This window comes from Corynebacterium kroppenstedtii, assembly GCF_016894245.1.
Taxonomy (GTDB): Bacteria; Actinomycetota; Actinomycetes; order Mycobacteriales; family Mycobacteriaceae; genus Corynebacterium.
The window spans coordinates 572,201-586,088 of the sequence record NZ_CP069792.1; the positions used below are offsets into that span (position 1 = coordinate 572,201).

10 protein-coding genes are annotated in these 13,888 nt (G+C 56.0%); 9 read left to right on the forward strand and 1 reads right to left on the reverse strand.

The window, feature by feature from the left end:
- Window positions 1–68 precede the first annotated feature (68 nt).
- From I6J23_RS02615 to I6J23_RS02655, 9 genes are all read left to right on the forward strand, one after another.
- On the forward strand, window positions 69–1,625 hold the full coding sequence (locus I6J23_RS02615) for a MurT ligase domain-containing protein (protein ID WP_239454956.1): 1,557 nt from the start codon (window positions 69–71) through the stop codon (window positions 1,623–1,625).
- On the forward strand, window positions 1,615–2,592 hold the full coding sequence (locus I6J23_RS02620; RefSeq protein WP_204582413.1) for a type 1 glutamine amidotransferase: 978 nt from the start codon (window positions 1,615–1,617) through the stop codon (window positions 2,590–2,592). The genes I6J23_RS02615 and I6J23_RS02620 overlap by 11 nt, the downstream gene beginning before the upstream one ends.
- Complete coding sequence (locus tag I6J23_RS02625) at window positions 2,589–4,268, forward strand: FAD-binding oxidoreductase (RefSeq protein WP_204582414.1); 1,680 nt, start codon at window positions 2,589–2,591, stop codon at window positions 4,266–4,268. Before I6J23_RS02620 ends, I6J23_RS02625 begins: the two co-directional genes overlap by 4 nt.
- A 174-nt stretch (window positions 4,269–4,442) precedes the next feature.
- A complete protein-coding gene (locus I6J23_RS02630) occupies window positions 4,443–5,741 on the forward strand; it encodes an SAM-dependent methyltransferase (protein WP_204582415.1) in 1,299 nt (432 codons plus the stop codon).
- A gap of 34 nt (window positions 5,742–5,775) precedes the next feature.
- Window positions 5,776–7,179 (forward strand): class I SAM-dependent methyltransferase, encoded by a 1,404-nt coding sequence (locus I6J23_RS02635; RefSeq protein ID WP_239454957.1) that lies wholly within the window; start codon window positions 5,776–5,778, stop codon window positions 7,177–7,179.
- Between the two features lie 84 nt (window positions 7,180–7,263).
- Entirely contained in the window at window positions 7,264–8,547 is a 1,284-nt protein-coding gene (gene tgt, locus I6J23_RS02640; protein WP_046201897.1) for a tRNA guanosine(34) transglycosylase Tgt, read from the forward strand.
- A gap of 10 nt (window positions 8,548–8,557) precedes the next feature.
- Window positions 8,558–9,691 (forward strand): glutamate--tRNA ligase family protein, encoded by a 1,134-nt coding sequence (locus I6J23_RS02645; protein ID WP_239454958.1) that lies wholly within the window; start codon window positions 8,558–8,560, stop codon window positions 9,689–9,691.
- A 268-nt stretch (window positions 9,692–9,959) separates the two neighbouring features.
- A complete protein-coding gene (locus tag I6J23_RS02650) occupies window positions 9,960–10,496 on the forward strand; it encodes a gluconokinase (protein ID WP_204582416.1) in 537 nt (178 codons plus the stop codon).
- Entirely contained in the window at window positions 10,496–11,875 is a 1,380-nt protein-coding gene (locus tag I6J23_RS02655) for a GntP family permease (RefSeq protein ID WP_204582417.1), read from the forward strand. The genes I6J23_RS02650 and I6J23_RS02655 overlap by 1 nt, the downstream gene beginning before the upstream one ends.
- A 2-nt stretch (window positions 11,876–11,877) precedes the next feature.
- Here the strand turns inward: I6J23_RS02655 and I6J23_RS02660 are convergent, their stop codons facing one another.
- Window positions 11,878–13,815, reverse strand: coding sequence for a BCCT family transporter (locus tag I6J23_RS02660; RefSeq protein ID WP_239454959.1), 1,938 nt, complete (start codon window positions 13,813–13,815; stop codon window positions 11,878–11,880).
- Between the last annotated feature and the right edge of the window lie 73 nt (window positions 13,816–13,888).

Sequence of the window (13,888 nt, forward strand, 5' to 3'; positions counted from 1 at the left end):
GCCGGACTGAGCTCACAGTACTCCCCGACTGAAGTGGCATGTGGCCGGGAGCCACGTATTCTAGGACAATGACCGAAAACTCGGATTCCACTCGTTCTGGCGTAGGGGAACGCGCAATAAACTCTTTGCATGCGTTCCGTCGGCGCGCTGACCAGGTCCTCCGCTCCGGCGCGGATCAGGTCAGTGATTCCTTGGAAGCTCGGATCACCAGCGTGACCAGCGATACTCCGGTGACACAGTTAAACACTCAAGGCCGGGCTGCTCTCGCCCTTGCCGACGCAGCTACGTGGGCCTCAAAGAAAACAGGCCGCGGCTCTGGCGGGATGATCGGCGGAATGATCGCCGCAGCAATTGATCCGATGATCATGGGCCGGATCAACGCGAATCGCCCCGTGGCGCTGGTGACAGGAACGAACGGTAAGTCCACGACAACGCGGATGCTCACTGCTGCTGCACGCACCACTTTCACCACCGCGACCAATGAGGGCGGGGACAACATGGACGCGGGGGTCGTCTCAGCATTGCGGGCGGGTGGCGATTATGACGTCGCCACATTGGAAGTCGATGAAATGCATGTGCCGGCCATTGCCGACAAACTGGATCCTCAGGTGCTGGTCCTTCTCAATTTGAGCCGTGACCAGCTCGACCGTGTAGGAGAAATCAACAGTATTGAGCGGGCGCTTCGCGGGGCAGTTAACAAGCACCCTGACATGACTATTGTGGCCAACTGCGACGATGTCATGGTGACATCGGCCGCGTGGGATAGTCCGAACGTGGTGTGGGTGTCTGCTGGCTTGGGTTGGCAAGGGGAATCGACATCGTGCCCGCGTACTGGTGGTGCGATTATCCGCCGCGAGATGTCGAATTCCTCAGGCCCGAAAGCGTCGGACTCGCCGTCGTCTCAGCCCACCAACCATGTTGATTGGTACGCGGCGAAGCCCCTTCCCGATGGCTCCGAGTTCCGACGCCCCTCACCGGATTATTCGATGACGCCCGACGGGCTCCGCGTCGATTCTGCGTCCGCAGCAGAGGCGACGCGCTTACCGGTGGGAACCATTCTGCCCTTAACGCTGTCGCTGCCTGGGGACGCGAACCGTGGCAACGCGGCCCAAGCTGTGGTGGCAGCGTTGACCTTAGGCGTCGATGTGAAGAAAGGGCTATCAGCGACAGAAAACGTGGAGTCAGTGGCTGGCCGCTATTCCACGGTGGCGTACGCCGGGCGCGACGTTCATCTGTTGCTCGCTAAGAATCCCGCTGGCTGGCAAGAGGCGCTGAGCATGGTGGATCGGTCGGCAGATGGCCTGGTCATCGCAACAAACGGGCAGGTCGCCGACGGAGTTGATCTGTCATGGCTATGGGACGTTCGTTTTGAAAATCTCGATGAGTTAGCGGTGGTAGCTGCCGGTGAGCGTGGCGCCGACCTAGCCGTCCGGCTGGGATACGCTGGAGTCCGCCATCAACTGGTGAAGGATGCACTAAAGGCAATCACAACGTGCCCGCCTGGCCGGGTGGAAGTGCTGGCGAACTACACGGCTTTCCGTGACCTCAAGCGCGCCCTTGACCGCGCCGTTGTCAGGGAACCAAAGCAGAACACTGCACGCAAGGAGGACACCGATGCCCGCTAAATCCCACACTGTGTCTTCATCTTCAAGTTCACGGTCGTCGTCGCAGTTCCAGATCGGCCTAATTTTGCCCGATGTGTTGGGCACCTATGGCGACGACGGCAACGCGCTGATTGTGCGGCAGCGCCTGCGTCTCCGCGGGGTTGCGGCAGAGATCATTCCGATTCATCTCGGCGACCCCGTCCCCGACAGTTTGGATTTGTACACCGTCGGCGGCGGTGAAGATACCGCCCAGATTCTTGCTTCGGAGCATCTTCGCGCCGACGGCGGCATTATTCGGGCTGCGAACAAAGGCACCCCTATTCTGGCCATTTGCGCTGGCCTGCAGGTGTTTGGGCAATCCTTCCGCGCGTCCGGTTCCATGGTTGATGGCCTTGGCCTGTTGGATGCAACGACGTCGAGTCTAAAGGTCCGCATGATCGGCGAACTCCGGTCTGAACCGCTTCAAGCTAAGCATCAGGACGCTCCCGCTGCCGAGGTGAAGGATGGACGCTCATCGCAGAATACGACGTCGGCACGGACCGATGACTTCACGCGTGGGCTGACTGACCAGCTCACTGGTTTTGCAAACCACATGGGCGCGACGATCGTGGGCCCGGATGCCCGCCCGTTGGGGCGTGTGCTTCACGGCACCGGTAACTGTGATGCCTATGGTGCAGCAGCGGTCCATCTTGAAGGAGAGGACGCTGAGTATCAGATTTGTGCCGAGGGGGCTGTCCAAGGATCCATTATCGCGACATACATGCACGGCCCGGCGCTAGCCAGAAATCCCCAGCTTGCCGACGTGCTTATCGCTCGGGCGTTGGGTGTGGAGGTTGAAGATCTCCCACCGCTGGGCGATGACATCGATCCGTCGATTCATGGTGGCCTGGATAGCCTGGATATGGGGTCACAGCATCTCGAATTGGCTAGGGAATTAAACAATGAGGTGTCGCAGCTTCGGCGGGAGCGCATAGACTCTACGTCATGACTTTGCGTGACCATCTCCGCCCCTCCGCTATTGTCGACGCCTCCACTCTTGGCGCTACCGCTCGGTCTGCGGCGGAAGGACTATCCCGTGCTGCGATCTCTGGAGTTTCCCGAGTGGGCAGCCATATCGGGGTTGATCCCGATATCGTTCCCGGACCACAGGGCGGTCTTCCTCCGGAGGAATTAACTGCAGCGCACTGGGGTAATGGGTCCCGCCGCGTCATCGATCCTATTGGGTGGTTTGAGCACCAAAAAGGTATCGATGAGCTTCAGAAATCTTTTGACGCTATTCCGTCACAGGCCCAGGTGAGGTTGGCAAAGAAAACTTCCAACCTTTTCCGCTCTCGAACAGTAACAAAGGCGCCCGGTTTGAACGTCGAGGGCCTCGGCCGGGTCATTGCCGTGGATACCAAGGCACAGACTGCCGACGTTCAAGGCATGTGTACATATGAAAACCTCGTGGATACCTTACTTCCGTTTGGTTTCGCGCCCTATGTTGTACCCGAGTTGAAGACAATCACGTTGGGCGGGGCTATTACCGGTATGGGCGTGGAGTCCAGCTGTTTCCGCAATGGTTTGCCGCATGAGTCCGTCATCGAGATGGATATTCTCACAGGCACGGGCGATATCGTGACCTGCAGTCCCGTCGAGAATGTTGATCTTTTCCGTGCTTATCCCAATTCGTATGGTTCATTAGGTTATGCGGTTCGAATCAAAATAAAGATTGAAAAAATTAAGCCATTCGTGGAGCTTAGGCATGTTCGCTTTCACGACCTCACCTCTATTGCAGCGGCTATTGACAGCATTGTTTCCAGCCATGAATACGACGGCGAGCCTGTCGATTATGTAGACGGCGTGGTGTTTTCCCCTACCGAGGGCTATTTGGTCTTGGGACGCCAATCGTCGGACGTTCCGCCCCGAGTATCCGATTACACGCGCGAGCACATTTATTACCGGTCCCTGCAGCACCCCGAGGGCACGACACGCGACACGCTGACAATGCACGATTATTTATGGCGATGGGATACGGACTGGTTCTGGTGCTCGCGCGCGTTTGGTGCGCAAAACCCCACCATCCGTCGGATGTGGCCTGATGGGCTTTTGCGGTCGTCGTTCTATTGGAAAATTGTGGGGGCCGACAAGCGGTGGGATTTGGCAGACCGGATTGAGGCCCACCATGGCCGCCCCGCCCGTGAGCGCGTCGTTCAAGATGTCGAAGTGACCACGGATAAGGTCCCGGAGTTCCTGGAGTGGTTCTTTAACGCCAGCGAAATCCAGCCTGTGTGGCTCTGCCCGATCAAGCTGGCAGAAGAATCGTCATCCTTAACGACGCGCGGCAATGTGTTGTCGTCCGATGTCGCTCTGGCTGATGGCGCTGGTTCCCATCCGTGGCCGCTGTACCCGCTGTCTGTGGGTGACGTGTGGGTCAATATCGGATTTTGGTCCTCGGTGCCCGTGGATTTGACGGATGATCCTCAACCTGGCGCGTTTAATCGCATCATTGAACGAAAGATCCGAGATCTGGGTGGGCATAAGTCGCTGTATTCGGAGGCTTTTTACTCAGAAAAGGAATTCTCTGATCTCTACGGCGGTAGTATTCCAGAAATGGTCAAGACCATTTATGATCCACATCACCGTTTCCCTGGCCTTTTTGACAAAGCAGTAGGCGGAAAATAGGAGAATTCCGTCAGAGGTGGCCATAGAAGCACTAAGTACTACTATGGGTATAACTTATTTGCGACGCGATGACGCTACCGCCACACGATGTACCTTGCGGGCACATGAGGGGCAACGCCATTGCGCCAACCGTAAACCCCACGAGAGAAGAGAAAAGAGTCAGGCGCATTGAGTATGACTGTCGCAGATATCATCGCATCTATTACAAAGGGGCCACTGCCATTCACGATAGAGGCTTATGACGGAAGCTCCATCGGGTCAGGCGATATTACTGTCCGTTTAGAGAACGAAGATGCTCTGGCCTATATCGCGACGGCACCGGGCGATTTAGGGCTGGCCCGCGCGTACGTGACGGGCACGTTGACTGTTGAGGGCAACGGATCTCACCCTGCCCATCCATATGTCCTTTTCGACGATTTACAAAAGGCGTACTCGACCGTTTCTATCTCTAAGAATCCTCGAATGATTGCCACGCTGATTCGTGAGCTACGCAATCATCATGCTTTCCGACGCCTTCCCATTCCCCACCAGGAAGTTATCCCTGGGTGGCACAAGGCTCTTCGGGGTGCGATGGAGGGGCTCGCGAAGTCGACTCGTCGGCACTCTAAGGCTCGCGATGCACAAGCGATTAGCCATCATTATGACGTCTCTAATGATTTTTACGAGCATTTCTTAGGGCCCTCCATGACGTACACCTGTGCGTGTTACCCCAATGAGAATGCAACATTGGAAGAGGCCCAGGAAAACAAATACCGGTTGGTGTTTGACAAGTTGCGGCTGAAAGAAGGGGATCGTCTTCTTGATGTCGGTTGTGGTTGGGGCGGAATGGTCCGCTACGCGGCCAAGCATGGTGTTCATGCGTTGGGTGTGACCTTGTCGCGGGCGCAAGCTGACTGGGCAAATGAAGAGATTAAGCGCCAAGGCCTGGAGGACTTTGCGGAGGTTCGTTACCAGGACTATCGCGATGTTTCAGAGAGTGATTTTGACGCTATTTCCGCCATCGGGATCCTGGAGCACATTGGGCCGAAGAATTATCGATCGTTCTTCAGCTTCCTTTATGACAAATTACGGCCTGAAGGAATGATGCTTAACCACTGCATCACCCGTCCACACAACCGCCCAACCCGGACGGGACAGTTCATTGGACGCTACATTTTCCCTGATGGTGAACTCACCGGCGCGGGCACCATTATTTCCCGCATGCAGGACGTCGGGTTTGATGTTATTCATGAGGAAGATTTGAGGCCTCATTATGCCCGCACGCTGCGTGATTGGTGCCTGAATCTTCAAAAGAATTGGGATGAAGCCACCACTTTGGTAGAGCCTTCCACGGCACGTTTGTTCGGTCTGTATATGGCCGGCTCCGAGTGGGGATTCGACCACAATATTATTCAGCTCCATCAAGTGTTGGGCCAGAAGCTCCCCGACGACGGTACATGGAATCTTCCGCTCCGCCCCTGGTGGAAAGCGTAGCTAGTAGCCGTAGCTATTAGTACAGTTAAACGTCATGGTGAAGATTCCCGGACTTGCCCGCCACGCATCCAGCATGGTCGGTGCTGATCCGACGATCATGTCGGCTCTGCTCAGCACCCCTTTGACTACATTGATTCGGCCCGCGTCACATCCCATGACGGTGGGTGACATCATCGACGCCATCGCTGACTTTCCCATTCGTGTGACCGCTTTTGACGGATCCTCGGCCGGTGTGACGAATAACGGTGCACACGGTGCCGCCCCCAGCGAGATGGGAATCCACATCACTAAAGACGGCTTAGCCTATATCGCGACAGCCCCAGGTGAATTAGGCCTTGCTCGCGCGTATTTAACCAATAATTTGCGAGTGAGCGGCACCCATCCTGCTAATCCCTACGATTTGTTCGGGGTATTGCGGACTGTTCGTCTAAAAAAGCTCTCGCCATCCACAATTCGTCGGATTATTGGTTCCTTGGCGGCACTAGATGCCTTCCGGAATTTGCCTCAACCTCCGCAGGAAATGGTGCCGTTTTGGCAGCGAGCTATTGACGGTCTATCTCGACATTCTCAGCAACGTGACGCAGAATCAATTAGCCACCATTATGACGTCTCGAATAGATTTTACGAGTTGTTTTTAGGGCCGTCGATGACCTATACGTGCGCTTATTATCCGGATCCATCCGCTACCCTTGAGGAAGCGCAAGAAAATAAATACCGTCTTATTTTCGATAAATTACGCTTACAACCGGGGGACACGCTTCTTGATGTCGGCTGCGGATGGGGCGGAATGGTTCACTATGCTGCCCGCCACGGAGTCACGGCGATCGGTGCAACGTTGTCGCGTGAACAAGCCGAGTGGGCTAATGAAGAAATTGCTCGTCAGGGGCTTAGCGACCATGCCGAAGTTCGGTTCCAAGACTATCGAGACATTCCGGAAACAGATTTCGATGCTATCTCCGCTATCGGAATTCTAGAGCACATCGGTACGGCTAACTACCACGATTTCTTTTCATTCCTTTTTAACAAGCTTCGGCCGGGCGGATTGATACTCAACCACTGCATTACTCGCCCGATTAATGAAGCCAAGACCAATGCTGGCCCGTTCCTTGATCGCTATATTTTCCCTGACGGAGAATTACACTGTTCAGGAAATATTATTGCGAATATGCAGGGTGCGGGTTTTGAAGTGATGCACGAGGAAAACTTACGCCCTCACTACGCCCGAACACTCCAAGCCTGGTGCAGCAACTTAGAAGAGAATTGGGACGCAGCCTGTAGAGAAGTAACTGAGGCTACTGCAAAACTCTATGGAGTCTATATGGCTGGGTCTGCCTGGGGTTTTGACCACAATATTGTGCAGCTACACCAGGCCCTGGGGGTGAAGCCTCTTCAAGACGGCACGATGGCAGTCCCTGAGCGCCAATGGTGGCAGAGCTGACGAACCCCACGGTGACCACAGCCAAATAGTGCTCGAGGCACTGAGCTTCGTGCCTGTGGGCGCGCCGTTGCTACTCTTGCTGTCATGACTGAATCCCCTACCGTAGCGGGCTCACGTGCCACTGATACGTCATTCGACGTCATAAATTCCGCGGGAAAAGCACGTGCCGGAGTGATCCATACTCCTCACGGCGATATTCCCACACCAGCTTTTATTCCTGTGGCAACAAAAGCAACGGTAAAAATGCTAACTCCAGAGCAAATCAGAGCAACCGGTGCTCAAGCGATCCTCTCTAACGCCTATCATCTTTATCTTCAGCCGGGCCCTGATCTGATCGATGAGGCCGGTGGCGTCGCCGCATTTGAGAATTGGCATGGCCCGACATACACAGATTCTGGCGGGTTTCAGGTGATGAGCTTGGGCGTCGGGTTTAAAAAGGTGTTGGCCATGGACACCAAGGATATTAAACCGGAGGATGTTAAAGCCCGGCATAAAGAGCGTTACGCTCATGTTGATGACGACGGAGTTAATTTCCGCAGCGTTATTAACGGATCCAAACATCGCTTTACACCCGAAAAATCGATGCAAATCCAACATGGATTAGGCGCCGACATAATGTTCGCGTTCGATGAGCTGACAACCCTCATGGATTCGCGGGAATACCAAGAAGAGTCGGTGGAGCGAACCCGACGCTGGGCTCAGCGGTGCCTCGAGGAACATAACCGGCTAACGGAGGCCCGCGTCGGTAAGCCACTTCAATCCTTGTGGGGCGTGGTTCAGGGCGCTCAATATGAAGATTTACGACGCCACGCTGCGCAATCATTGGTCGATATGTCAGACCAGTTCGAGGCTGAGGGCCGTCGCGGATTCGGTGGTTTCGGAATCGGCGGCGCTTTGGAAAAAAGCGCGTTGGGAACGATCGTCGGATGGGTGACTGACGTTCTGCCGGAAAATAAACCGCGTCACTTATTAGGAATTAGCGAGCCCGATGATTTATTCACCGCAATAGAGGCCGGAGCTGATACTTTCGATTGCGTGTCCCCCACGCGGCTGGGTCGGCGCGGGGGTGTATATACGCTAGATGGCCGGTTGAGTTTGAAGACAGCACGGTTTACGCGAGATTTTCGTCCTATCGACAATGAATTAGAGGGGTACGTGAGCCAGTATTCCCGTGCGTATATCCACCATTTGCTCAAAGCTAAAGAGTTTTTAGCGGGAACTCTGTGCAGTATTCATAACATTCAATTCATTGTGTCACTGGTGCACAATGCACGGCAGGCTCTCATCGAGGACCGTTTCCACGAATTCCGTGATGAATTTCTCGGTCGGTATTATGCCAATGGTGGGCGCGCACCGGAGTGGAAATAGTGGATACACAGTGGGTATAGCACAGGAAAACACGCAAGCCCCACGGGCAACCTCAACACCTGGAGCGGGCCGTTTCGCCCCTAGTCCGTCCGGAGATTTTCACCTTGGCAATCTGCGCACATACACTCTGGCCTGGCTTTGTGCGCGCTCAACGGGCCGACGCATGCTCTACCGCATCGAAGATATCGATCAACAACGCTCCCAACACAGTGCCGCGCTCGACCAGATGGAAGACCTTGACTCATTCGGCATGGATTGGGACGGCGGCCCCATCAAACAATCCGATCATTTTCCTATGTACGACGATGCCCTCCACTGGCTAGCCGAGCGTGGCTGGGTATACGAATGTTATTGCTCGCGGAAAGACATCCGGGAAGCGTCACGTGCACCGCATGTAACCCCCGGACTATACCCGGGGACATGCAGGGACCTTACCGACGAACAACGTCAGGAGCAGCGCGCCAAACTTGCTGCACAAGGGCGTAAACCTGCACTTCGTTTTAACGCCCACGCGGCGTTTGAGGCCATCGCAGATCATGACCACGCCGCCGTGGGCGGTAGCCCCTCATCCATCCCAGGACAGTGGACTATCCACGAGGATTTCGCTACGCACGGTCAACATTCTGATTCCACACCATCTAATGTTCCCACACCATCTAGTGTTCCCACCGATTATTCGGGCCCCGTCGATGACATTGTCCTTCACCGTGGGGACGGCAATTGGGCGTACAACCTGGCCGTCGTCGTCGATGATCTCACTATGGGCATTGACCAGATCACGCGCGGCGATGATCTTCTCTCATCCGCGCCGAGCCAAAACTTCCTGGCTACGGTGTTGTACCCGTGGGGTGCTAACGCCTTCCCCACACCGGCTATTCATCCCACACGCTGGAGGTACGACCACGTACCCCTCGTCGTCACTAGGCAACAGATGAAAGGCCATGAGGACACCGATCACCAGCTCAAACGTTTAGCTAAGCGCGACGGTGCGGTCACGATACGTGAGCTCGGCCACGACACAGCATGGGCGTGGATAGCACACTCCCTCGGCCACCCGGAGTGCTCGTCGGCACCCGAACTTCTGCAGGCCATCAACCTCGATGCGATATCACGCGACCCCGTCGTGTGGACTCCTCGGCAATAAGGTTCACCTGCCTTCGCGAAGGGTCACCTACCTCTTCGCCGACACCGGACACGACAATAGCGGGGGTAACCGTCGTGGCGATATAACCGTCGTTCACGTGCATGATTTACCACTCACGCCATCGCATGAGCCAACGTCGGGGGTGGAAACGCGGGAGGAACCCCCAGCCATGCGTGGGTTATGTCCGGTCCATGAGTACGGTTAGGTGTGATCCTCGGCTCCTACGCGGCATTAAGTGAGCTGAACCACATATCGACAAGGAGCGACTATGGACCTTTCAGCGCCTCTCCATATTGTCGTCATGGGGGTTAGTGGCAGTGGGAAAACGTCCGTTGCCCAGCATCTCCATGATTCGACCGGCTTTCCCTACGCGGAGGCCGATGATTTTCACCCACAATCAAATATCCAGAAGATGGAATCTGGGATCCCGCTCACCGACGACGACCGCTGGCCGTGGCTGCGGGCCCTACGAGATTGGATGTCCAAGCACGGCGACGCCGGCGAGTCAACCGTCGTGACCTGCTCTGCTCTGAAACGCGCCTACCGCGATCTGCTCAGCCAGGCCCACGGCAATGTGCTCTTCGTGCACCTCGATGGGCCTATGGAACTTATCGCGAACAGGATGGAACTGCGGTCGGGCCACTTTATGCCTCGCTCACTATTGCCATCACAGTTCGACACACTGGAAACATTGGAGGGGGACGAGAACGGAATTACCCTCGACATTTCCCAGACCATTGAGGAACTGGATAAACAGGTGCTGGCGATTGCTCAGCGAAGTGCCAACACCGGAGGTCACGAGTAATGCTCACTCCGCTTGCAGCCGACTCCACCGTCACTGCGCACGCCTCCCACGGGCAACTCATCATGGCAGCCTGCGTGAGCATCGCGCTCATCATTGTGCTGATTACGTGGCTGAAACTACATCCGTTCTTGTCACTACTCATCGGCTCCGGGGCACTCGCGCTCCTGGCCGGCATCACGCTGACCGATACATTCACCGCTTTTTCGTCGGGTATGGGGTCGACGGTTGGTGGCGTCGGAGTTCTCATCGCGCTCGGTGCGATTATCGGCGCACTGCTGGTTGAGACCGGCGCGGCGGACGAGATCGTTGACACGTTCCTCGAGCACACATCGGAGCACCGCCTCCCCTGGGTAATGGCGACACTGGCGTTCCTCATCGGTATTCCACTGTTCTTCGAGGTCGGCCTGGTCCTCCTCATCCCCGTGGTGATGCTGGTGGCACGGCGTGTTCACGTGCCGGTGGTGTTGCTGGGTATTCCCGCGCTCGCCGGGTTATCGGCCTTGCACGGTTTGATCCCGCCGCACCCTGGTCCCCTTATTGCCATCGATTCCCTATCCGCCAACCTTGGGCTCACCTTGGGCCTGGGGCTGATCGTCGCCATCCCGACGGTCATTATTTCTGGGCCGATTTCGGCGCGGTTCATGGCGAAATGGGTGCCCGTGCCGGCGCCGGACACGTTCGATACGGATAAAAACATTCCGCGCGAATCCCGCCCCTCATTTGGCGTCGGCGTCTCCGTTATTTTACTTCCCGTTGTGTTGATGCTGGCCAGGACCGTCGAGGAAACAGTCGGTATTGACAAGGGGAGCGCCTTCGGCAATGCACTCGACTTTGTCGGTGAACCACTGGTTGCTCTCCTCATTACGACGTTTTACGCAATGATCATGCTGGGCCTGCGCACCGGACATTCGCTGAAGGAAACATCCGACGTCGCCGGCGGTTCTTTCGGGCCCATTGCGGGAATTCTTCTAATTGTGGGAGCCGGTGGCGGCTTCAAAGAAACGCTGGTCGAGACGGGTGTGGCCACGGTCATTGGCGATTGGATCCACGGCGTGGGACTCTCCCCCATCCTGGCCGGATGGCTGGTCGCCGTGGCGATTCGGTTAGCTACTGGTTCCGCGACGGTGTCGACGATTACCACCGCCGGAATCATGGCTCCCGCCGCCGCCAACCTGACCGACACGCACACAGCCCTGCTTGTGCTGGCTATTGGCGTCGGCTCAGTATTCCTCTCACACGTCAACGACGCCGGGTTCTGGCTGGTCAAAGAGTACTTTGGGATGACTGTCGGGCAGACCTTCAAAACATGGTCTCTCATGGAGACAATTTTGTCCGTGACGGGGCTGGTCTCGATTATGCTGCTCAGCCTTATCGTTTGACGTTATTCGTCTTCCTCATCGGCGCGCGCACCTCGATGGTCGACGTACCAGTCCGTCAATGATGGATCGTCGCTATGGAATTTAGCGCCCGCTCCCTGCTCTGACGGGACGCGCGAGGTGCCAAACACGAAGTCATCCCCATACATGTCGATGCCGCGATGCACACCGCGCGAAATCGCTTCTCTCGCGTAGGTGCGCCGAATCATGTACGGGTCCTGGCGCAAATCCTTCGCCCACGCAATCATAATCCCGATGACAATGAACACGAACGGGAACGCGCTGGTCACCATGATCGATTGCAATCCCGAGAGCGCATCTTTGCCGCCCGCCAGTAGCAGGAAGATCGCGATGAGCCCAAGAGTGACTCCCCACATGATCGTTATCGGGGTGGACGGCAGGGCTCGACCCGACTGGGACATCGAACCGACCACATTGGTAGCTGAATCAGCGGCCGTCGTAAAGAAGATCACGACCGCAATGAGAACGACGGTCGATGTTATGGGGGTCAAAGGAAGATTATCCAGCAGATCGAACATCACGTTTTCGCCCGAGCCTTTAACGTCGAGACCAGGGCCTTTGATATTCATCCACATGGCAGTGCCACCATAAATCGTGTACCACGCGGTGGAAATGAGCGCGGGGACAAAAATCACCACAGTGGTGAACTGGCGCAGCGTTCGCCCTTTCGAAATTTTCGCAATAAACATTCCGACGAATGGCGACCAGGACACCCACCATGCCCAATACATCGTGGTCCACGAGGTCAAGAATTCTTTCTCGGAGTCGCCTTGGCTCGGTGAAATGGACATCATCGCCATGAAATTGTGGAATAGCGCGTAAATAGAGGTGGGAAAGAGATCCAGAATGAACAAGGTGGGGCCGGTGAGTAATGCGAAAGCGGCCAAAGCCACCACGATGACCATGTTGGCGTTCGATAGCATCCGGATTCCACGCTTAATCCCACTTACTGCAGAAAAAATAAACACCACGGTAAGAAGAACCATCGCCCCAATCAGGAAAGCGTTTCCGTGAATTTCTTTCCCGGTTAATAGTGACGTTCCTGTGCGGATTTGTAGTGCACCGATCCCGAGAGAGATCGCAGTTCCAAATAGAGTGACAAGAACGGCGAAGATATCAATAATTCCGCCAAGAATTTTGTGCGTCCCATTCGGAAAAACAGGCTCAAAGATGGAGGAGATGAGTGGAAGGCGGCCGCGTCGATACGACGAATACGCAATAGCGCCACCGACGAAGGCGTAAATCGCCCACGCCAAACTGGCCTGGTGCAGGATTGTAGTTGACATCGACGGCAGCACCGCGGCCATCGTGCCAGCCTTGGCGTCGGTGGCTGGGGTCGGGTCGAGTAGATGCGTCAGGGGTTCCAGCGGCCCATAGAACACCAAGCCGATGCCAAGGCCTGCCGCGAATAACATGGCGATCCACGACCCGGTGGAATAATCCGGGCGGGAATCGTCGGCACCCAATTTAATATTCCCGGTGGGGCCGTACCCCACAATCAGCATGAAAAGAAGGACCGCAATCATGAGACCGCCCAACAGCCACGCGAAGTGAGTGGTGATCCATTCTTGCATGTCAGCGCCGACTACGCTGATGCTCCCCGGCGCGACGGCCGCCCATACAACCACCGCTACGGCTACGGTGAGCGCAACAACAAACACGGTTTTATTGGTGGGGAATTTCCGGTCTGTGTCTTCCACACTAAGGCCGGGGATGAGCCCTGGGTGCAGCCGCGGTTCCGGGTTGACGGCTCGTTTTAACGCCTGGCCGACGTGTTGTGGGGTGCCGCGGCGCGGATGTGACGATCCTGCAGAGTGCTGGCGGGGTGAGGAACCGGACTGATCCGGCGGAGAGCTATGAGATGAGGCTGGCACAATGTGAGCCCTTCGTAGTTCGACGGAGGTGTAACCCTCCCTTGCCATCTAATAACGGTATAGCCATTGGCGTCTTAAGTCAGTTTTCTGAGCGATATGCATAGCGACTTTCTGTATGTAT

Excerpts from the sequence above, each read along its gene's own strand:
- I6J23_RS02620 (WP_204582413.1), top strand. The coding sequence starts at position 1,615 with ATGCCCGCTAAATCCCACACTGTGTCTTCATCTTCAAGTTCACGGTCG.
- I6J23_RS02630 (WP_204582415.1), top strand. The coding sequence starts at position 4,443 with ATGACTGTCGCAGATATCATCGCATCTATTACAAAGGGGCCACTGCCA.
- I6J23_RS02650 (WP_204582416.1), top strand. The coding sequence starts at position 9,960 with ATGGACCTTTCAGCGCCTCTCCATATTGTCGTCATGGGGGTTAGTGGC.
- I6J23_RS02615 (WP_239454956.1), top strand. The coding sequence starts at position 69 with ATGACCGAAAACTCGGATTCCACTCGTTCTGGCGTAGGGGAACGCGCA.
- I6J23_RS02625 (WP_204582414.1), top strand. The coding sequence starts at position 2,589 with ATGACTTTGCGTGACCATCTCCGCCCCTCCGCTATTGTCGACGCCTCC.
- tgt (WP_046201897.1), top strand. The coding sequence starts at position 7,264 with ATGACTGAATCCCCTACCGTAGCGGGCTCACGTGCCACTGATACGTCA.
- I6J23_RS02635 (WP_239454957.1), top strand. The coding sequence starts at position 5,776 with ATGGTGAAGATTCCCGGACTTGCCCGCCACGCATCCAGCATGGTCGGT.
- I6J23_RS02660 (WP_239454959.1), bottom strand. The coding sequence starts at position 13,815 with ATGGCAAGGGAGGGTTACACCTCCGTCGAACTACGAAGGGCTCACATT.
- I6J23_RS02655 (WP_204582417.1), top strand. The coding sequence starts at position 10,496 with ATGCTCACTCCGCTTGCAGCCGACTCCACCGTCACTGCGCACGCCTCC.